Annotated in this window: 18 protein-coding genes and 1 pseudogene; 3 read left to right on the top strand and 16 right to left on the bottom strand. The window is 63.7% G+C overall.

Annotated features, from left to right (window positions below):
• Window positions 1-58 precede the first annotated feature (58 nt).
• Both G8O24_RS17770 and G8O24_RS17765 read right to left on the bottom strand, forming a co-directional pair.
• Window positions 59-1,618, bottom strand: coding sequence for an acyl-CoA carboxylase subunit beta (locus G8O24_RS17770; RefSeq protein WP_188101455.1), 1,560 nt, complete (start codon window positions 1,616-1,618; stop codon window positions 59-61).
• Window positions 1,548-2,522, bottom strand: coding sequence for an IclR family transcriptional regulator (locus tag G8O24_RS17765; protein WP_188101453.1), 975 nt, complete (start codon window positions 2,520-2,522; stop codon window positions 1,548-1,550). Before G8O24_RS17765 ends, G8O24_RS17770 begins: the two co-directional genes overlap by 71 nt.
• A gap of 95 nt (window positions 2,523-2,617) precedes the next feature.
• Here G8O24_RS17765 and G8O24_RS44340 point away from each other — a divergent pair.
• Together G8O24_RS44340 and glsA are read left to right on the top strand one after the other, a co-directional pair.
• Window positions 2,618-2,837: pseudogene (locus G8O24_RS44340) on the top strand (biotin/lipoyl-containing protein).
• 153 nt (window positions 2,838-2,990) lie between these two features.
• Window positions 2,991-4,838 (top strand): glutaminase A, encoded by a 1,848-nt coding sequence (gene glsA / locus G8O24_RS17755; protein ID WP_188101451.1) that lies wholly within the window; start codon window positions 2,991-2,993, stop codon window positions 4,836-4,838.
• 3 nt (window positions 4,839-4,841) lie between these two features.
• On the opposite strand, the gene G8O24_RS17750 is transcribed toward glsA, so the two are convergent.
• From G8O24_RS17750 to G8O24_RS17685, 14 genes are all read right to left on the bottom strand, one after another.
• Entirely contained in the window at window positions 4,842-5,144 is a 303-nt protein-coding gene (locus tag G8O24_RS17750; RefSeq protein WP_188101449.1) for a nucleoside triphosphate pyrophosphohydrolase family protein, read from the bottom strand.
• Window positions 5,145-5,171: 27 nt separating this feature from the next.
• Window positions 5,172-5,699: a carboxymuconolactone decarboxylase family protein gene (locus G8O24_RS17745; RefSeq protein ID WP_188101447.1), complete on the bottom strand. Its 528-nt coding sequence runs from the start codon at window positions 5,697-5,699 to the stop codon at window positions 5,172-5,174.
• Window positions 5,700-6,178: 479 nt separating this feature from the next.
• On the bottom strand, window positions 6,179-6,538 hold the full coding sequence (locus G8O24_RS17740; protein WP_188101445.1) for a Zn-ribbon domain-containing OB-fold protein: 360 nt from the start codon (window positions 6,536-6,538) through the stop codon (window positions 6,179-6,181).
• The gene (locus G8O24_RS17735; RefSeq protein WP_188101443.1) at window positions 6,535-7,671 is read right to left on the bottom strand and encodes a thiolase family protein; all 1,137 of its coding nucleotides are present in this window, start codon (window positions 7,669-7,671) and stop codon (window positions 6,535-6,537) included. The genes G8O24_RS17740 and G8O24_RS17735 overlap by 4 nt, the downstream gene beginning before the upstream one ends.
• Window positions 7,672-7,681: 10 nt before the next feature.
• Window positions 7,682-8,881 carry a CaiB/BaiF CoA transferase family protein gene (locus tag G8O24_RS17730; RefSeq protein WP_188101442.1) on the bottom strand — a complete coding sequence of 400 codons (1,200 nt, stop codon included), beginning with the start codon at window positions 8,879-8,881 and terminating at the stop codon, window positions 7,682-7,684.
• 121 nt (window positions 8,882-9,002) lie between these two features.
• A complete protein-coding gene (locus G8O24_RS17725; RefSeq protein WP_188101440.1) occupies window positions 9,003-9,209 on the bottom strand; it encodes a hypothetical protein in 207 nt (68 codons plus the stop codon).
• Between the two features lie 199 nt (window positions 9,210-9,408).
• A complete protein-coding gene (locus G8O24_RS17720) occupies window positions 9,409-10,578 on the bottom strand; it encodes an acetyl-CoA acetyltransferase (protein WP_188101438.1) in 1,170 nt (389 codons plus the stop codon).
• 61 nt (window positions 10,579-10,639) lie between these two features.
• Window positions 10,640-11,290, bottom strand: a complete 651-nt coding sequence (gene eda, locus G8O24_RS17715; RefSeq protein WP_188101436.1) for a bifunctional 4-hydroxy-2-oxoglutarate aldolase/2-dehydro-3-deoxy-phosphogluconate aldolase — start codon at window positions 11,288-11,290, stop codon at window positions 10,640-10,642.
• Between the two features lie 13 nt (window positions 11,291-11,303).
• Entirely contained in the window at window positions 11,304-12,269 is a 966-nt protein-coding gene (locus tag G8O24_RS17710; protein ID WP_188101434.1) for a sugar kinase, read from the bottom strand.
• Window positions 12,270-12,299: 30 nt separating this feature from the next.
• Window positions 12,300-13,286, bottom strand: a complete 987-nt coding sequence (gene denD / locus G8O24_RS17705) for a D-erythronate dehydrogenase (protein WP_188101433.1) — start codon at window positions 13,284-13,286, stop codon at window positions 12,300-12,302.
• Between the two features lie 75 nt (window positions 13,287-13,361).
• The gene (locus tag G8O24_RS17700; protein ID WP_188101431.1) at window positions 13,362-14,237 is read right to left on the bottom strand and encodes a carbohydrate ABC transporter permease; all 876 of its coding nucleotides are present in this window, start codon (window positions 14,235-14,237) and stop codon (window positions 13,362-13,364) included.
• 2 nt (window positions 14,238-14,239) lie between these two features.
• Entirely contained in the window at window positions 14,240-15,187 is a 948-nt protein-coding gene (locus G8O24_RS17695) for a carbohydrate ABC transporter permease (protein WP_188101429.1), read from the bottom strand.
• A 66-nt stretch (window positions 15,188-15,253) separates the two neighbouring features.
• The gene (locus G8O24_RS17690) at window positions 15,254-16,567 is read right to left on the bottom strand and encodes an ABC transporter substrate-binding protein (RefSeq protein ID WP_188101427.1); all 1,314 of its coding nucleotides are present in this window, start codon (window positions 16,565-16,567) and stop codon (window positions 15,254-15,256) included.
• Window positions 16,568-16,622: 55 nt separating this feature from the next.
• Window positions 16,623-17,684, bottom strand: a complete 1,062-nt coding sequence (locus tag G8O24_RS17685) for an ABC transporter ATP-binding protein (RefSeq protein ID WP_188101425.1) — start codon at window positions 17,682-17,684, stop codon at window positions 16,623-16,625.
• A 207-nt stretch (window positions 17,685-17,891) separates the two neighbouring features.
• Between G8O24_RS17685 and gntR the strand changes: the two genes are divergently transcribed.
• Complete coding sequence (gntR, locus tag G8O24_RS17680) at window positions 17,892-18,989, top strand: HTH-type transcriptional regulator GntR (protein WP_244645885.1); 1,098 nt, start codon at window positions 17,892-17,894, stop codon at window positions 18,987-18,989.
• The last annotated feature ends 105 nt before the right edge of the window (window positions 18,990-19,094 follow it).

Genomic DNA, 19,094 nt, shown 5'->3' with positions numbered 1-19,094 from the left:
GGCGGAAGAGAGCGCGCGACTAACCTGGGTTAAGTTCCGGCACGTGGACGGCCCGGCCTCACGGCCTGATCGTCATGTTCTCCGGCGGCCCTGCCTTGCGCAGCGGCTCGGCGAGGCGTGCGAACTCGCACAGCAGCGAGCGCGTCTTTCTGGGATCGATGATTTCCTCGACCCAGAATTTCTCGGCCGAGCGGAACGGCGAGCGCAGCTTGTTCAGACGCTCCTCGATCTCTTTCAGCTTCGCCGCCTTGTCCTCGGCCGCATCGATATCCGCGCGATAGGCGGCCTCGATGCCGCCTTCGAGCGGCAGCGAGCCCCAATAGGCCGACGGCCAGGCGTAGCGGATCGAGAAGCGGTCGGCCGGTTGATGCACGACGCCTGCGACGCCAAAAGCGTTGCGCAGGATGACGGTGCACCAGGGCACGGTGGTCTGGTTGACCGCGGCCATGGCACGGACGCCATGGCGGATGGTCGCAGCCTTCTCGGCCTCGAGACCGATCATGAAGCCGGGGCAATCCATGAGATAGACGATTGGCAGGTGGAAGGTCTCGGCAAAGTCGACCCAGCGCACCACCTTCTGGCACGCATCCGCCGTCCAGGAGCCGCCATAGTGAAAGCTGTCGCTGGCAAGCAGCATCACGGCCCTGCCCTCGAGGCGCGCCAGACCAACGATAACAGGCTTGCCGAAACTCTTGGCGACCTCAAAGAACGAGCCCCTGTCGACGACGGACTCGATGATCGGCCTGACCTTGTAAACCTGCTTGCGATTGCGCGGCACCGCATTCATCAGCGCCTCGTCGCTGCGCTCCGGATTGTCGGCGCAGGGCAGAGTCGGTGGCAGCTCGTGGACTGACGACGGCAGGTAAGAGAGAAAGCGTCGCGCGCAGGCGAAAGCCTCCTCTTCCGTGTCGACCGCATGATCGACCGCGCCGGCGCGGGTTTGGATATCGGCGCCGCCGAGCTCCTCTTTGGAGAGATCCTGCCCCAGCGCCTTCACGACAGGCGGCCCCGCGACGAACATCGCGGATTTACGCGTCATGATGGAATAGTGGCTGGCGGCAAGGCGCGCGGCGCCCAGGCCCGCGACCGAGCCGAGGCCGAGCGCGACAACGGGCACGCAAGACAGATTCTCCGTCGTGAAGCGATACCAGCGGGTGCCGCCGATACCGCCGGGCAGATTCGCCGCGCCCTTGGTCTCGATGGTCTTGACCGAACCGCCGCCGCCGGAGCCTTCGATGATGCGGATGATGGGCAGACGGAAGTCGTGCGCCATCTCCTCCGCCATCAGCGGCTTCGCCGAGATCGACGCATCCGCCGAACCGCCCCGCACGGTGAAGTCATCGCCGACGACCACCACGGTGCGGCCGTCGACGCGGGCGCGGCCGAACACGCAGTTCGCCGGCGTCAATTTCTTGAGATCGCCGCCGGAATCGTACTCGCCGATGCCGGAGACGGCACCGATTTCGTGGAAGCTGCCCTTGTCGATCAGTCTGTCGATGCGTTCCCGAACAGTCAGCCGGCCCTGGTCATGTTGTCGCTTGACCTTGTCAACGCCGCCCATCTCCCGCGCGAAGGCTTGGCGCCGGGCGAGCTCGTCGAGTTCCGGCTTCCAGTTCATTCACTCCCTCCGAATGGATCGGCTTATTATTTTTATGGACCGATATTGCGACCGGTTTACGCGCGACGCGATTGTTGAAGGCGTCGCCTTCGGCCCCCTCCATCAGGCTGCCAAGCGAACGCCCAAGCGCCAGCATCAGCGGGGCGACTTCGTCATGCAGACGCTGTTCGTCATACATCGCCGACAGAAGCCCGATCGTGACGACCACGAAGGTCTGGTACTGCGGCGACCAGATCGGCACCGCAAGGCCATTGATGTGCGGGCTCCACAAGCCGCAAGCCGTGACATAGCCGCGCTCGCGCAGCGACTGCCTGTTGGCCTCGATCCGCGGCCGCAGGATCTTGACGGCCTCGGGCGCTTCGCGCTCCATGTCGTTGATGAAGGCATCGCCGACCTCAGGTGCCAGTGCTGCGGTGTAGGCGGCGCCCGCAGCCGTGGAGGCCATCGAGATGCGGCTGCCGGTGCCCTCGTGCAGGCCGAGCGCCGAAGCCGAGCGCGCGAACTGCAGATAGACCAGATGGAAGCGATCAGGCACGACGAAGCCGACGGTGCCTGGCAATTGCTCGGCAACTTCCTGCAGCCGCTGGCGGATCATGCTGCGCAGCTGCGCGCCCTTCATCATCGAGGCGCTCATCGCCACGGCGCTTGGACCTATCCGATATTTCTGGTCGCGCGGCAGATAGACGAGCTGGCCCATGCGCGTCAGCGTGTGCGTCAGTCGCGACACCGTCGAGCGCGGCAGACCGCAGCGATTTGAAATCTCGAGATTGCCGAGCCGCGCCTCGTGGCCCTCGAAGCATCGCAACACGTCGAACGCGCGCGACACCACCTGAATGACATCACCCTCACCGGCATCACCAGCGAGCGCACCTTGTCTGCTCAACCGCTCCGAACGTCGTCCCATGATCCCTACCGTTTGTTCCGCTCTGCGGAATTAAATTCCACTTTGTGAACGACGCTACCTCAGGCATTTTGCGACGACAACAAAAAGGCGATGGCATGCCAGAAATTAAGATCGCACTGATGTCGCCGGCCGCATCTGCGCAACTCCCGTGTAGGTTGGAGGAACCGTTGCCGATGGCGACGACGTTGTGGTCGTCGAAGCCATGAAGATGGAGATACCGGTGTCCTCGCCGGCGAGCGGTACGCTCGCATCGCTGCTCGTGAAGTTCGATGACCTCGTTGCAGAAGGACAGCCATCGCGATCGTCGCGCGTTGAGCGGGCGCCGCCCGCGGCTTCTCATCCGCGACAACCTGCAACAGACAATAACGGCGCGATGGCGCGCCATGTCTTGCGTTCGGACGCCATGAGGGGCGCGTCATGGGCATCTGACGGGTTGCGTGTCCCCTGATTGCGTTGCACAAGAAGGCAATGACACCGCTTTCGTCGCTTTCCTCCGCCTGGACCCGCTCGAAGCCGCCCCTGCTGCGGTTTCTCGACACGTGCCTCAATGAATTCTCCGCCGAGACGTCAGGTCACGTCGCCGATTACATCCCCGAACTGAGCAAGGCCGATCCTGCCTATTTTGGCATCAGTCTCGCCACGCTGGACGGTCATGTCTATGAGGTCGGCGACTCCAGGGTGCCATTCACCATCCAGTCGATGTCAAAGCCGTTCGTATTCGCGCTGGCGCTGGACCTGCTCGGCGCGAGCAAGGTCGAGAGCGCGATCGGCGTCGAACCCTCTGGCGACCCTTTCAACTCGATCCGGCTCAATGCGGAGAACCATCCGTTCAATCCGATGGTCAATGCCGGCGCGATCGCTTGCACCGGGCTGATCTACGACAGCAAGGGCACGGATGCCTTCGAGCAGATCAGGCTTGCGCTCAGCCGCTTTGCCGGGCGCGACCTCGCCGTCGACGAGGCCGTATACACCTCGGAAAGCCAGACCGGCGATCGCAACCGCGCCATCGGCTATCTCCTCAAGACCAATGCGGTGATTTCGGACAATGTGGCTGGCGTGCTGGACGTCTATTTCCGGCAATGTGCGGTGCTGGTCTCCGCGCGCGACATCGCGGTGATGGCGGCGACGCTCGCAAACCGCGGCGTCAATCCGGTGACCGGCGAGCAGGTGCTGACGCCCTATGCGATCTCGCGCACGCTGTCGGTGATGACGTCGTCGGGCATGTACGATTATGCCGGCGAATGGATCTACCGCATCGGCATTCCCGCCAAGAGCGGGGTCGGCGGCGGCATTCTGGCCGCCCTCCCCGCCCGTCTCGGGCTCGGCAGCTACTCGCCGAAGCTCGACAGGCACGGCAACAGCGTGCGCGGGATCAAGGTCTGCGAGGCGCTATCCTCGCATTACGACCTGCACATGCTCAACCGCAGCGACGACGCGCGCAACGCGGTCATCGCCGACTACGACATCGGCAAGAGCCCGTCACGCCGCGTTCGCCGCCAGCAGGAGCGCGAGATCCTGGCGGCGCATGAGCAGGAGGTGCGGATCATCGAGCTCGTCGGCACTTTGTCGCTTTCGGCGGTCGACTATGTCTCGCGCCGGCTGGCCGAACGGCCGCGGCCGCAATTCGTGATCTTTGATCTGCATCGCGTGACCTCCACCACGCGCGCGGGCGCGCGGCTGATCGCCGAAGCGTTCGAAGACCTTGCCGCGCTCAACGTCACCGTGGTGATTTCGGGCGTCAGGCGTGCATCGAAGGAATGGAATACCTTAAGAGAATGGACGGCGGAGCTGAAAAACGTCCGCGACTTCTATCTGCTCGATACCGCGATCGAATGGGCGGAAGACCAGATCGTCTACCGCTATGGCGGCTCGATCGATTTTCACGAGACAACCGAATTGTCCGAGCAACCACTGCTCGACGGCCTCAGCACGGAAGAATTGACGGATCTGGCCTCGATCTGCACCATCAGGACCTACCAGTCCGGCGCGAAGATCGTCACGGCGGGCGATCCTGCGGACGCCCTGTTCTTCCTGCGCAGCGGCGCGGTGCATGTCACCCTGCCCGACGGCGTCAGGCTGGCAACACTCACGGCGGGCATGGCCTTTGGAGAGATGGCCCTGATCGAAGCCACCCGCTCCGCCGACGTATTCGCGGATATGGCGGCGACCGCCTTCGAGGTGCCGCTGAAGGATTTCGAGCGCTTTCGCAAGCAGCACCCACGGGCGAGCGAGCGCATCATGCGCAATCTGGCGCAGCTGCTGGCCGATCGACTGATCGTGGCCAACACCAAGGTCGATATTTTGACGGCGACGTGAACCCTACCGGCTCGACGCCTCGCTGATCCGCCGCTTGATCTTGGCGGCGCTGGCCTCGAGCAATTCGGACGGCTGCTGGCCTGTCGCGGCGCACAGGCAGGCCCAGTAATAGATGACATCGCCGAGCTCCTCGACCAGACCCGCCTTGTCGAGCCAGTCATCGCGCAAGAGCTTCTTGATGTGCTCGGCGACCTCGCCGGACTCACCGGCGAGGCCAAGCCCGAGATAGGACAGCCGCTCGTTCGAGGGATGTTCATCGACTTTCGCAACGCCAGCGGCCCAGGCCGCATATTCATCGATCGTCATGACATCCCTCGCTCGCCAAGGCGTGGTTCAGCCCACCACTTCCGTCACGGGCTGAAGATCGATCTCGAACGTCTCCAGGAACTTCGACGTCATGATGTAGAAGCCGACCGAGAGCTGCAGCTCGACCAGTGCGGCCGGCGTCAGCTTCCCGGCGATCGCCCTGAAGGTCGCATCCGTCGGCTTCTTCAGCTTCACGATCTCGTCGGTGAAGGCGAGCGCGGCACGCTGCGTCTCGTCGAAACAACTCGCCGCCTGCCAGTTCTCCAGCGCCTCATTCTGCGCGTCGGTGACGCCGACATTCTTGCCGATGCGCTTGTGCGCGATGATCTCGTACGGCGCCTCGCACAGAATGCCGGTGCGTGTGATCGCAAGCTCGCGCACGATGGGATCAAGTTCGCCCTTGTGCCTGATGGCGCCGCCGAGCCGGCAATACTGCTCAAAGTAGCTCGGCGAATGCGCCATCATGCGAAAGATGTTGGCGTTGCGGTTCTTGTCGAGGATTTCGCGGGTACGGTCGGACGCCTTGAACGGGTCGCTGTAGTCGATGCGGGCCATGATTTACCTTGAGTTCTTCCTGACGTTTTTGATGCTTGTCGTCCTTACCGGAACAAGTTCCCAAAACTCTATTCGCAGGCCGACGCAGGAGCAACATCATCGAGTCAAATTGCCGCCGCATTGCTGATCGACCTTGGCACAGTCGACATTCGCCGCGTGGGGACAAATCGCGGTGAATGCTCGAAGTGGGGTGTTCCGAGTAAAAACAATTGGCCGTCTTTGCGCTTGACCGCGCAACGATGAGTCACGCCCAAGTCTAGGGAGAAAACGGCATGAAGGAAGCCACCAAGGGGGCGGCCTCGGAGGCGCTCGCGCATATGCTGGCGGTGATGGCGATGCTCGTCATCGCCAGCATCCTGTTCTACGGCCGTTAAGCGTTTCAGAGTTTTCGTCATTCCGGGGTGGCCCTCGCACAGGCCAGGCCCAGAATACCCGTTCCAGGCTCGGTCTCATGACCGCCCCCGAATGACGAAATCCCGTTACGTCTCCTTCGTGAAGAACGGCACGAGCGTCCCGGCAAAAGGCCTGAAGCTCGCGGTGACCGAATCGCCAATGGCCAATCCATTGGCGCCATGGGCCATCATGCGAAAACCCTCGGAGCAATCGACCAGCAGGATGTTGTAGGGCACGTGGGCGCGCGTCTCGGGCGTGGCAGCGCGGCAAACCAGCGAGGTCGCGTAGACCCTGCCTTTGCCGCTGGCGCGCGCCTCGCGGAGGCCGGTCACGCCACAGGCGGCACAGAAAGCACGGTGAAAATACTGCACGTGGTCGCATGCGGTGCAGGTTTGGTAGGTGATCGCCTCTTCGCCCCGGGTCCAATCCGCCAGACGCTCGCTCATGCTACTTGCTCCAAAAACATGCTGACGTGGGACGACAGCACGCCGCCGTCGCCGTGCAGCAGCGCGATCGATGCGTCTCTCACTTGGCGATTCGCCGCCCGCCCCGTCATCTGCAAATGTGCCTCGACCAGATGCGCCATGGCGCCGCCGACGCCGCAATGGCCATAGCTGAGCAGGCCGCCATGGGTGTTGAGCGGCATCGCGCCGTCCCGGCCGAAATGGCCTGATCGCACGCGGTCAGCCGCCTCGCCGCGACCGGCAAGGCCGAGGTCTTCCAGCAGCATGGCCAGCGTGATGGTAAAACTGTCGTAGATGGCAGCGTAGCGCACGTCGGAGATCGCAAGCCCCGTGGCTTGCTTCGCACGCGCGATGGAGATTTCGGCGCCAAGCTCACTCAAGCCTGGCATGGCGGTGACGTGCTGATGCGTGTGCGCCTGGGCGCAGCCGCAAATGCGCACACCGGCCTCGCCGGTTCGCTCTCGACTGATGACGAAGGCCGCGCCGCCATCGGACACCGGGCAGCAGTCCAGCAGCTTGAGCGGCATCGCCACCGGCTTCGAGGCCATGACGTCCGCCACCGTGATCGGATCGTGGAATTGCGCGCCCGGATGGGTGCAGGCGTGGGCCCGCATCAGCACCGCGAATTCGGCGAGGTCTTCTTCGGTCACGCCGTATTCGTGCATGTATCTGTTGGCGACGAGGCCGTAATAGGCGGGAATGGTCGGCCCGAGCGGCACCTCGTAATCGGGATGGCCAACCTGCGCCAGCGCCTGGATCGAGGCGTCGCGGCTCTGGCCGGTCAAGCGGTTCTCGCCGGCAACGACGAGCATGTTACGGCAGACGCCCGCTTCGACAAGCTGATGAGCGAGCATGGTCATCGCAAGGCCGGTGGCGCCGCCGACCTGCACGGCGTGGGCGTAAGACGGGCGGATGCCAAAATGCTCGGCAAAGACAGTCGCCAGCATGATGTGCGGCGACACGGTGGAGTAGCCGCAGAGGATGCCATCGATGTCGGCGCGCTTGAGGCCGGCATCGTCAAGGGCGAGTTGCGCAGCCTTGCTCATCAGATCGAGCGAGGACGAACCTTCGTGCTTGCCGTAGGATGTGAGGCCGACGCCGGTCATGAAGCTCATGATGCCCTCGCTACTCCGGCGCTGCGCGCGTGACGCCGTCACGAACCAAGGCGGCGATCTCGTCCGAGGAGTACCCGATCTCGCGAAGAATCTCCGCGCCATGCTCGCCAAGCCGCGGCGCCAGGCGCACCGGCTCGGCCTCGGTCTCCGACCAGGTCGCCGTCACCTTCATGCTGCGGATCGCACCTTCGGTCGGATGGTTGACGATCGGGAAGAAGCCGGTCGCCTCCAGATGCTCGTCGTGCAGGATCGAGGCGAGGTCGTGCATTGGCATCACGGGCACGTCGGCTTTCGTGAGCACATCGATCCACTCGGCCGTGGTGCGCGTCTCGAAGATGCGGGCGAGCTCGGCATAGACGACGTCGATGTTCGCCGCGCGGCCGGCGAAGGTTGCGAATTTGGGATCGGCGCGCAGGTCGTCGCGTCCGGTCGCCTTGAAGAAATTCTCCCACTGCTTGTCGTTGTACACGATGACGCTGAGATGGCCGTCCGCAGTCTTGTAGGGCCTGCGGTCGCGCGACAGATGACGGGCATAGCCGCCCTTGTCGAGCGGCGGCTCATAGGTAAGCCCACCCATATGGTCGCCCATGACGAAGCCTGCCATGGTCTCGAACATCGGGATGTCGACGCGCTGGCCGCGGCCGGTGCGGTCGCGGTGCACGAGGCTGGCGCAGATCGCGCCGACGGCGGTGAGGCCAACGATGCGGTCGACCAGCGCGTTCGGCACATAGCGCGGCACGCCGTCGCCGGTCTGCGCCATCAGCGCCGGCAGCGCTGTCGCGCCCTGGATCAGGTCGTCATAGGCCGGCTTTGCCGCATAGGGCCCGTCCTGGCCGAAGCCGAACACGCCGGCATAGACGAGGCGCGGATTGATCGCGGAGACGACGTCATAGCCGAGCTGAAGCCGCGCCATCGCCTGCGGGCGGACATTGTAGACGAGGACATCTGCGTCCTTCAGCAGCCGCAGCACGGCCTCGCGGCCGCCGGGCTTCTTCAGGTCGAGGCAGATCGAGCGTTTGCTGCGGTTGGTGTTGAGGAACACCGGGCCCATGCCAGCGTGGCGCATCGGACCGATCAGGCGGGTGACGTCGCCGTCGAGCGATTCCACCTTGATCACGTCGGCACCGTAATCGCCGAGCATCTGGGTCGCGTAGGGACCCATCAACACGGTGGTCATATCGATGACCTTGATGCCCTTCAGCGGCCCCATCCGTATGCTCCCGATAGCGCGGGGGCACAATGCGGTCCCGCGATTTCGATCCAGCTAAGGGGAGTAGCGGCGCCTGCGCAAGGGCGGCCGGCGTATGGCCGCATGCGGAAGGCCGCAGCCGCTATTTCTTCTGGCGGGATTCGCGGATCTTCATGAGACGCTCGAGCTCGTCGTTCTGCTGGTTGATGCGGTCGGCAATGCGCGACTCGTTCTGCTCGCCGGAGGCGGCGGCAGCCTGCTCGATCAATTGGCGGATGTTGTCCTCGAGGATCGCGATCCGATCGTTGAGGGCTTCGAGAGAAAGTGAATCTTCGTAGTCAGTGCTCATGATGCATTCCCTGCAAATCAATTAGAGCATTACGGAGGCCGCGCGGGCCCACCATGATCTAACGCAAAGAACCTAATGCGTAGGGTGGGTTAGCCGAAGGCGTAACCCACCACTGTCTACCTTCCGCGGAGACAAAAGAGGTGGGTTACGCCGCGGACTGCACTTCGTGCAGCCGCCAGCTAACCCACCCTACGCAAGCCTACTTCAGCGGCTCCAGGACGGAGACGTAATTGGCGACCGCGGCGCCGCCCATGTTGAAGATGCCGCCGAGCTTGGCATTCTTGAGCTGCATGCCCTCGGGCGCCTGCCCGGCAAGCTGCATCGCGGTCATCACATGCATCGAGACGCCGGTGGCTCCGATCGGGTGGCCCTTGGCCTTCAGGCCGCCGGACGGATTGACCGGCAGCTTGCCGTCCTTGAGCGTCCAGCCTTCCTTGATGGCGCGGGCGCCCTGCCCCTTCGGCGTCAGGCCCATCGCTTCGTACTCGATCAGCTCGGCGACGGTGAAGCAGTCGTGGGTCTCGACGAAGGAGAGATCGGACAGCGTCACGCCAGCCTTTTCCAGCGCGCGCTGCCAAGCAACCGTGCAGCCCTCGAACTGGAGGATGTCGCGCTTGCTCATCGGCAGGAAGTCCTGGGCATGCGCGGTGGCGCGGAATCCGATTGACTTAGCCATGCCCTTGGCGGTCTCGGCATCGGCCAGCACCAGCGCGGCCGCACCGTCGGAGACGAGCGAACAATCGGTGCGCTTCAGGGGACCTGCGACGTAAGGGTTCTTCTCGCTCTCGGCGCGGCAGAAGTCGAAGCCGAAATCCTTGCGCATCTGGGCGAAGGGATTGGCGACGCCGTTCTTATGGTTCTTGGCCGCGATCAGGGCCAGCGCATCGGACTGGTCGCCGTATTTCTGGAAGTAGGAGCTGGCGATCTTGCCGAACACGCCGGCGAAGCCGCCGACGGTGTCGCCGTCCTCGGGCAAATAGGACGCCTTGAGCAGGTTCTTGCCGATCTCCGGACCCGGGGTCCGGGTCATCTGCTCGACGCCGACGACCAGGACGATCTTGGCCGCGCCCGCGGCGATCGCGCGCAGGCCCTGGTGCACGGCGGCCGAACCGGTTGCGCAGGCGTTCTCGACCCGGGTGGCCGGCTTGAAGCGCAGCTTCGGATCGGCCTGGAGCACCAGCGAGGCGGTAAAATCCTGCGCCGAGAAGCCGGCGTTGAAATGGCCGAGCACGATCTCGTCGACATCGGAGGCCGAAATGCCGGCATCGGCCATCGCCTCATTGGCGACGCGGGTGACGAGGCTTTCGACGGTTTCGGTGTCGAACTTGCCGAACGGCGTATGCGCCCATCCGACGATGCTGGCGGTCATGGTCTCTTCTCCCTAGGGATCTCTTGCCTGACTTAAACCTTAGCCCAGCGATGGCAAGACTTCACGCGGGTTTAAGGGCCTTAAGGGTGCGCTGACAGATGGCAGTTATGCCGGCCCAGTTCCCGGCCCTGATCTCCGCCGTGGGGCACAGCCACGAACCGCCGACCGCAACCACGTTGGGCTCGGCAAGCCAGGTCGCCGCATTGGCCTCGCCCACCCCACCGGTCGGGCAGAACCGCACGTTCGGGAACGGGCCGCCGAGCGCGCGCAGCCCCTTGATGCCGCCGGCCTGCTCGGCCGGGAAGAACTTTGCGACGTCGAAGCCGTAAGACAGCACCGTCATCAGTTCGGACGCCGTGGCGATTCCAGGTGCAAACGGCAGGGAGCTGTCGGCCGCGACCTTGAGAAGATCGCGGGTCAGGCCCGGGCTGATGCCGAATGCGACGCCAAGCTTCTCGACACGGGTGAAGTCGGCCGGATTGAGAATGGTGCCGATGCCGACGACCGCCTCGGGGACCTCGGCCATCATGGCCCGCGCGGCCTCGATCGCGACGGGGGTGCGCATGGTCACCTCAAGCGTACGGACGCCGCCGGCCACCAGGGCCTGCGCGAGCGGCACGGCATCCTGGATCCGCTCGATGGTGAGGACGGGAATGACGGTCGCGGCCTTGAACAGCGCGACGAGGTGGTTCTGTTGGGCAGCAGTGGTCATCTTGGCTTCCGTCTCACTTGGTGGCCTGACGCGCGGTTGCCGGCCGGTGCCGCTTCTTCGGCGGCATGGCATAGCCCGGAATGATGGCGCCGGGATAGCAGATGACGAGGCTGGCGAGCCGATGTCCCGATTGGGCCGCCTCGACCGGATCGGAACCGCCGAGCCGGGCGGCGATATAAGCCGCAGCGAAGCTGTCGCCGGCCGCGGTGGTATCAACGACCGGTCTGGTCATCGGCTCGGCGCGCACCTCGCTGGTCCCGCCGGGAAAGCGCAGCAGGCTGACCGGCTCGGCCAGCCGGAACACCAGCTCGGGCGTCGGGATCCGCGCCATCAGTTGCTCATGGCTCTCGCCGGGATAGAGCGAAAGCAGATCCTCTGTCGAGGTCAGCACGATGTCGGACGCCGCAAACGCCGCGGCGAACGCCTCGCGGGCGATATCACGGTCCGGCCAGCCGCGGGCGCGGAAGTTGGTGTCGAACACGAAGCGTGTGCCGAGCAGGCGCGCGCGTTTGATCGCCGCAAACAAGCGGTCGCGCCCGGCCGCGTCGTAGATCGAGAGCGTGATCGCGGAGAGATAGACGATGTCATAGCTCATCAGCGAGTTGAGCAGCTCGTCGGTCTCCGGCAGGCTCATCAGCTGACGCGCCGCCGCGCTGTCGCGCCAGTGGAAGAATTGGCGCTCGCCTTTGGCGTCCGTCTGGATCATGTAGAGCCCGGGCAGCTTGCCCGGCAGCCGCACGACACGGCGGGTGCCGACGCTCTCCGCATTCCAGGCCGCGATCATCTCGTCGCTGAGCGCATCGTCGCCGAGCGCGGTGAGGTAATCGACCTTGACGTCGAGCCTCGCAAGATACACGGCCGTGTTGAGGGTGTCGCCGCCGAAGCCGCGCGAGTAGAGGCCGCCGCCCTGCCCGGCCTGCCCACCCTGAGCCTGCCGAAGCTCGACCATGCATTCACCGATGCAAGCCACGCTCGCCATCGTCATGTCCACGCTGTTCATCTCTAACGGTCAGGCGACGAAGTTGCCGCCGAGCTCGTCTTCGATGTGAATGCGGATGATGTCGTCAAACGTCTTCTCGGCCGTCGTGAAGCCGAGCTCGAGCGCCCGCTTTGGGTTGAAGTTGCGCGGCCAGCCGCCGACGATGCCGACGATGAAGGGATCAGGCTCACGCTTGATGCGGGCCGCAACCTTCTCGCCCGCAACGCGCTTCAACGCCGCGATCTGCTCGCCGACGGTGGCCGACAGGCCAGGCATGGTCAGATTGCGGCGCGGGCCGACGGTGGCAAGATCCATGGTGCCGGCGTGCAGCAGGAAGCCGACCGCCGAGCGCGGCGTGGCGTGCCAATGGCGGACGTCCTCGGACACCGGCAGGATCGCCTCCTTACCCGCCAGCGGCTCGCGCAGGATGTTTGAGAAAAAGCCCGATGCCGCCTTGTTGGGCAAGCCGGGCCGGATGCAGATGGTCGGCAGGCGGATGCCGATGCCGTCGAGGAAGCCGCGGCGGGAATAATCGGCCAGCAGCAATTCGCCGATGGCCTTCTGGGTGCCGTAGCTGAGCAGCGGGGTGTGGAAGAACTCGTCGCCGATCGCATCCGGAAACGGCGCACCGAACACCGCGATCGAGGACGTGAACACCACGCGCGGCTTGTAGCCGCCGCCGACTAGCCTGACGGCATCGAGCAGCATCCGCGTGCCGTCGAGATTGATGCGGTAGCCCTTGTCGAAATCGAGCTCGGCCTCGCCCGAGACGATGGCGGCGAGATGGAAGATCACATCAGGGCGGCCGGCGATCAGCTTTTCGGCAGCGCCAGGCACGGCGAAATCGCCCGAGACGGTCTCGACAGCGAAACCGGCCTTCTCCGGCTTCTTGGGCTCGACCACGTCATGCATGGTCAGCTTGGTGATGTCGCTCTTGCCGAGCCTGCCGTCGCGCAAGAGACGTTCACACAATTTGCGGCCGACCATGCCGGCAGCGCCCAGAACCAGAATGTGCAAGAGCTCAACTCCTTCTTATTGGCCGGAACGCGCCGCTCTTGAAACCTGTGGCGCGTTCTCAGGCAGGCGCCGCTGTCATTCCTTCACGGCGCCGGTCATCGCCGACACATAGTACTCTACGAAGAAGGAATAAAGGATAACTACGGGGACTGAGCCGGTCAGGGCCGCCGCCATCAGGGCGCCCCAATGGTAGACGTCGCCGTTGACGAGCTCAGTGATGGCGCCGACCGGAATGGTCTTGTTCTCCGAGGAGGAGATGAAGGTCAGCGCGTAGATGAACTCGTTCCAGGACAAGGTGAAGGCGAAGATGCCGGCCGAAATGACCCCCGGCAGCGACAACGGCAGCGTGATCTTGATCAGGATCTGGAGCCGCGTGGCTCCGTCAATCAGCGCGCATTCCTCTAACTCGTAGGGAATGGTGCGGAAATAGCCCATCAGCAGCCAGGTGCAGAACGGGATCAGGAAGGTCGGATAGGTCAGGATCAGCGCCAGATTGCCGTCGAACAGGCCAAGCTGGAACACGATGGCGGCCAGCGGAATGAACAGGATCGAGGGCGGCACGAGATAGCCGAGGAAGATCGCAAGGCCGACATAGCGCGAGCCCTTGTAGCGCAGCCGCTCGATCGCATACGCGGCGCAGACGCTCGCAAACAGTGAAATGAACGTCGAAGACACCGAAACGATCACCGTGTTCCACATCCACAGCGGATAGTCGGTGTCGAAGAACAGCTTCTTGATGTGCTCCAGCGTCGGATGCGCGATCAGGAACGGATTGTACTTCTCGTAGTCGTACATCTCCGCATCCGGCTTGAACGTCGTCACCGCCATCCAGTAGAACGGAAACAGGAGAAAAAAGATGATCAGACCGAGCGGGAGATAGACGCGCAGGAACTTGCGCGGAAAGCTCTCCAGGTAGTCCATTCCGACGCTTTGATCGTCCACGGTGGTCATGGTCAGTCCCTCCCGCCCTGCTGCCAGCGCGAGCGTTGAAGCCCGAAGAAGCTGAGCAGGATCGCTGCGACTAGGAACGGAATCATCGCATTCGAGATCGCCGCGCCCTCGCCCAGATTGCCGCCGGTGATGGCGCGCTGGAACGACAGCGTCGCCATCAGATGCGTGGCGTTGATCGGCCCGCCGCGCGTGATGGTGTAGATGAGCTGGAAGTCGGTAAAGGTCATCAGCACCGAGAACGTCATCACAACAGCGATGATCGGGGACAGCATCGGCAGCGTGATGTGGCGGAAGCGCTGCATGTTGGTGGCGCCGTCGAGGTTCGCGGCCTCGTAGAGCGACGGCGAGATGGTCTGCAATCCCGCCAGCAGCGTGATGGCGACAAAGGGCACGCCGCGCCAGATGTTGGCGAGCACGACCGACCAGCGCGCATTCCAGGGATCGCCGAGGAAATCGATATAGTGAGTCAGGAGACCCGCCTTGATCAGCACCCAGGAGATGATCGAGAACTGGCTGTCATAGATCCACCAGAACGCAATCGCCGACAGCACGGTCGGCACCACGAAGGGCAACAGCACGATGGCGCGGACCATCGATTTGAACGGCAGCCGCTCGTTGAGCAGCAGGGCCAGATAAAGCCCGATCGCGAATTTCACGATGCTCGCGAATACCGTGTAGAAAATGGTGTTGAACACCGACAGCCAGAACACGCTGTCCTTGGACAGCGAGACGAAATTCTGGAAACCGATGAAACGGCCGACGCCGCCGATCTTGGTGTCGGTCATGCCGAGCCAGAAGCCGAGCGCCAACGGGTAAGCCAGGAACAGGATCAGAATGGCAATCGCCGGCACCATGAACATGGCGCCGAGAAAATTCCGGCTTTCGAACGCCCTGATCCACAGACTGCTGCGCCTGGCCTGCGCAGTGACGGGCTCGGCAATGACGGCCATGTCGGACTCCCCTCAGAGAACGACGACGGCGGCGTCCGGCAAACCGGACGCCGCCGCGCGTGCGGATCAGACCTGGTAGTAGCGCTTGGCGCGCTCGGCAGCGCGCTTGGCTGCTTCCTGCGGCGTCGCCGAGCCGGAGGCGGCTTCGGCGAACATGTCGACGACCACGAAGTCACCCATGACGGCGGCCGAGGCGTAGCCGAGATCGCCGGCATAGCCGTTGTCGCGGCAGCGCTTCAGGCAGTCGCGATACGGCGTGATCTTGGGATCGGAGGTCCACACCGGATTGTCATTGTAGGCCGGGAGCGGCGGCGAGACGTAGCCGTTGGAGGCGACCTCCCAGGCGTCGTAGTTCTCCTTGTCCATCATGAATTTGATGTATTCCTTGACCGCCTTCGGATACTTCGAGTGCTTGTAGCCGTAATAGACGAGGACGTTCTGCTGCTCGGTCGATACGCCCACGGGGCCGATCGGCATCGGCGCGTGGTCCATGTCCTTGGCGATCTCCTGCTGCTTCGGATCGGGCGAGTTCTTGCCGACGGTCCAGATCGAGATGCCGTTCAGGGTGAGGCTGAGCTCGCCGTTCAGGAACGCCTTGTTGTTGTTGCTGTCGTTCCACGACAGCACGCCTGGAATGAACGTCGCATAGAGCTGCTTGACGTATTCGATCGCCGCGATCGTCTCCGGCGAGTCGATGACGACCTCGTTCTTGTCGTTGACGACCTTGCCACCGAACGCCCACAGCGCCCATTGGCACCAGCCGTTGGCGTCGCCCGTGGCATGGCCGAGCGCAAAGCCCGCCGGCGTGTTGTTCTTCTTCAGGGCCTGGCACAGTTTGAGGAAGCCGTCGGTATCCTTGGGGAATTGCTCGAAGCCTGCGGCCTTCACGTGGCTGATGCGGTAGTTCAGGCAGCCGCCGGTTGCACCTTGCGGAATGGCGATCCAGCTGTTGCCCTTCTTGCCGTAACGCTCGGCGACCGGGTACCAGCCGCCATACTGTTTGCCGAGATAGTCGGCAACGTCGGTCACGTCGATCAGCTTCTCGGGGAATTTGAAGGGGTCATCGAGCGTGCCGATGATGAGGTCGGGACCGGCGCCGACATTGGCTGCGACCGCGGCCTTGGGACGAATGTCCTCCCAGCTCTCGGCCTCGAGCTTCACCTTGATGCCGGTCTTCTCGGAGAACTTCTTGGTCTGCTCGGCAAACTTGTCGAACTCGGCCTGGATGAACTGCTTCCAGCGCAGCACACGGATGGAGGCGTTGGGCTCCGGCGTGTTGGTCCACTCCGCCGCGCGGACGGGGACGACGCCGGGACCTGCGAGCAAAGCTGCGCCGCCCAGGCCGGCTTTAAGCACACTACGCCTGTCGAAATCGCTCATCATTCTCTCCCTGATTTTTTAATTGTATTTGGTCGTCCTAAGTCACGAAACGCCGCTACAGGCGTTTGCCTGTCGCCTCATCAAACAAGTGAATCACGTCCGGGTCGGGCTTCAACTTGACCTTGTCGCCCGGGTTGAACTGGTGCCGCTCGCGGAACACCGCAACCACCTGCTCGCCACCGAGCTTCGCGAACACCTGCGTTTCCGAGCCGGTCGGCTCGACCACGACGATCTCGGCGTCGGCGCCGTCGTCGGCTATCGTGAAATGCTCGGGACGGACGCCGTAAACGACGGGCTTGCCGTCGGAGGCAGCCGGCGCATTCTTGAGCGGCAGCTTGACGCCGTTCGGCCCCTCGAAGGTCGCAACGCCGTTGACGCGCACATGGCCCTTGAGGAAGTTCATCGCGGGCGAGCCAATGAAGCCGGCGACGAACTGGTTATCCGGCTTGTCATAGAGCTCGAGCGGCGTGCCCATCTGCTCGACGATGCCGTCATGCATGACGACGATCTTGTCGGCCATGGTCATGGCCTCGATCTGGTCATGGGTGACGTAGACGGTGGTGGTCTTGAGCCGCTGATGCAGCTCCTTGATCTCGGTGCGCATGGCAACGCGCAGCTTGGCATCGAGGTTCGAGAGCGGCTCATCGAACAGGAACACCTGGGGATCGCGCACGATGGCCCGGCCCATGGCGACGCGCTGGCGCTGACCGCCGGAGAGCTGGCGCGGATAGCGGTCGAGCAGCGGCGACAGCGCAAGGATTTCGGCGGCGCGCTTGACGCGCTTGTTGATCTCGTCGGAGCCGGCATTTCGCAGCTTCAGCGAGAAGCCCATGTTCTCGGCGACCGTCATATGCGGGTAGAGTGCGTAGTTCTGGAACACCATCGCAATGTCCCGCTCCTTGGGCTGGACATTGTTGACCACGCGGTCGCCGATCGAGATCGTGCCTGACGTGATGTTCTCGAGGCCCGCCAGCATGCGCAGAAGCGTCGACTTGCCGCAGCCGGAGGGGCCAACCAGGACGACGAACTGGCCATCCTCGATCGGGATTGTCACGCCGTGCAGGACTTCAAAATTGCCAAAGGATTTCCGCACGTCGCGGATTTGCACAGACGACATCTAGCTCCCTCCTCCGACTGAAACGACGCAACCGTCGCGCCGCCACCGTCTTGCTTTTTTCGAAACTTCGCCGACCCGAAGCCTCTTTTAACAGGCGACATTGTCGGCAGTTTGTGCGGGTTTGGCAATTTGTCTTTGGTTAGTCGTTGCTGGTAGCGCTGTCAACGTTCCTTTGTTTGCGGGGAGTGACTGTGTTAAGAGCAGCAAATGGGTCGAAAGCGCACCAAGTCTGGCAAGATTCGGCTGGCGGAAGTCGCCGAACTCGCCGGCGTTAGCCCGATTACGGCGTCCCGCTTCTTCCGCAACCCCGAGGCGCTGTCGGTCGCCAAGCGGACGCGGGTCGAAAGCGCGGCCCGGGAGCTCGGCTATGTGCCCAACCTTGCGGCACGCGCACTGGCCTCACAGCGCACCGAAGTGATCGGTGTCCTGATTCCGTCGCTGACCAACAACGTGTTCTCCGACGTGCTGCGCGGCATCTATGACGCCTCCGAAGGCAGCCGCTACTCGATCCAGCTGTCCAACACGCGCTACTCCATCCTCCAGGAGGAGAAGCTGCTGCGCCTGTTTCTGGCCCAGAAGCCGGCGGGACTGATCATCACCGGCATCGACCAGACGGCGGAATCGCGCGCGATGCTGGAGGCGGCCGATTGCCCGATCGTCCAGATCATGGAGATCGGACCCAACCCGGTCGACATGATGATCGGCTTTTCCCACTATGATGCGGCGCGCGCGGCCATCAGGCATCTGTTCGATCAGGGGCACCGCAGGATCGGCTTCGTCGGGGCACGCATGGATCCGCGGGTCCAGCGCCGGCTTGACGGCTATGTCGCGGCCATGAAGGATGCGGGCCTGTTCGACCAAAGACTGATCGTGACGACGGCAACGCCGACCTCGGTGACCCTCGGCGGCGCGCTGTTCGCCGATCTGCTCGCGCGCGAGCCCGACATCGACGCGGTGTTCTGCGCCAATGACGACCTCGCGCTCGGCGTCCTCTTCGAGTGCCGACGGCGGGACGTTGCGGTCCCCGACCAGATTGCGATCGTCGGCTTCAACGACCTCGAATTCATGGCCTCCGCGGTGCCGACGCTGACCAGCGTGCGGACCAACCGCTACGAGATGGGCAGCACCGCTGCTGCGATGTTGATCGAGGCGATCGAAGGCAAGCGTCCCGAACGGCCCGTGCTCGATCTCGGCTTTACGGTGATCGAGCGGCAGAGCTCGCTGATGCAGCGGCAGCCTGGCGGCCTGCGCACGGCGGAATGGTCGCCAGCCGCACAAAATGATAGCGTTACCAACGAGCCATGAGTAGTATCGCAATTGTGAGGAAACGTTCGCCAGCAGGCGGGCCGTCATACCCTGCTCGCGCTGCCGGGCAGCGCACCGATCGACATCCCCGACGTCGGCCCGTGC

Source organism: Bradyrhizobium campsiandrae (genome assembly GCF_014529705.1).
In the GTDB taxonomy this organism is placed as follows: Bacteria; Pseudomonadota; Alphaproteobacteria; order Rhizobiales; family Xanthobacteraceae; genus Bradyrhizobium; species Bradyrhizobium campsiandrae.
This window is presented reverse-complemented; position numbering and strand designations above follow the sequence as displayed.

Excerpts from the sequence above, each read along its gene's own strand:
- G8O24_RS17770 (WP_188101455.1), bottom strand. The coding sequence starts at position 1,618 with ATGAACTGGAAGCCGGAACTCGACGAGCTCGCCCGGCGCCAAGCCTTC.
- G8O24_RS17765 (WP_188101453.1), bottom strand. The coding sequence starts at position 2,522 with ATGGGACGACGTTCGGAGCGGTTGAGCAGACAAGGTGCGCTCGCTGGT.
- glsA (WP_188101451.1), top strand. The coding sequence starts at position 2,991 with ATGACACCGCTTTCGTCGCTTTCCTCCGCCTGGACCCGCTCGAAGCCG.
- G8O24_RS17750 (WP_188101449.1), bottom strand. The coding sequence starts at position 5,144 with ATGACGATCGATGAATATGCGGCCTGGGCCGCTGGCGTTGCGAAAGTC.
- G8O24_RS17745 (WP_188101447.1), bottom strand. The coding sequence starts at position 5,699 with ATGGCCCGCATCGACTACAGCGACCCGTTCAAGGCGTCCGACCGTACC.
- G8O24_RS17740 (WP_188101445.1), bottom strand. The coding sequence starts at position 6,538 with ATGAGCGAGCGTCTGGCGGATTGGACCCGGGGCGAAGAGGCGATCACC.
- G8O24_RS17735 (WP_188101443.1), bottom strand. The coding sequence starts at position 7,671 with ATGAGCTTCATGACCGGCGTCGGCCTCACATCCTACGGCAAGCACGAA.
- G8O24_RS17730 (WP_188101442.1), bottom strand. The coding sequence starts at position 8,881 with ATGGGGCCGCTGAAGGGCATCAAGGTCATCGATATGACCACCGTGTTG.
- G8O24_RS17725 (WP_188101440.1), bottom strand. The coding sequence starts at position 9,209 with ATGAGCACTGACTACGAAGATTCACTTTCTCTCGAAGCCCTCAACGAT.
- G8O24_RS17720 (WP_188101438.1), bottom strand. The coding sequence starts at position 10,578 with ATGACCGCCAGCATCGTCGGATGGGCGCATACGCCGTTCGGCAAGTTC.
- eda (WP_188101436.1), bottom strand. The coding sequence starts at position 11,290 with ATGACCACTGCTGCCCAACAGAACCACCTCGTCGCGCTGTTCAAGGCC.
- G8O24_RS17710 (WP_188101434.1), bottom strand. The coding sequence starts at position 12,269 with ATGGCGAGCGTGGCTTGCATCGGTGAATGCATGGTCGAGCTTCGGCAG.
- G8O24_RS17700 (WP_188101431.1), bottom strand. The coding sequence starts at position 14,237 with ATGACCACCGTGGACGATCAAAGCGTCGGAATGGACTACCTGGAGAGC.
- G8O24_RS17695 (WP_188101429.1), bottom strand. The coding sequence starts at position 15,187 with ATGGCCGTCATTGCCGAGCCCGTCACTGCGCAGGCCAGGCGCAGCAGT.
- G8O24_RS17690 (WP_188101427.1), bottom strand. The coding sequence starts at position 16,567 with ATGAGCGATTTCGACAGGCGTAGTGTGCTTAAAGCCGGCCTGGGCGGC.
- G8O24_RS17685 (WP_188101425.1), bottom strand. The coding sequence starts at position 17,684 with ATGTCGTCTGTGCAAATCCGCGACGTGCGGAAATCCTTTGGCAATTTT.
- gntR (WP_244645885.1), top strand. The coding sequence starts at position 17,892 with ATGGGTCGAAAGCGCACCAAGTCTGGCAAGATTCGGCTGGCGGAAGTC.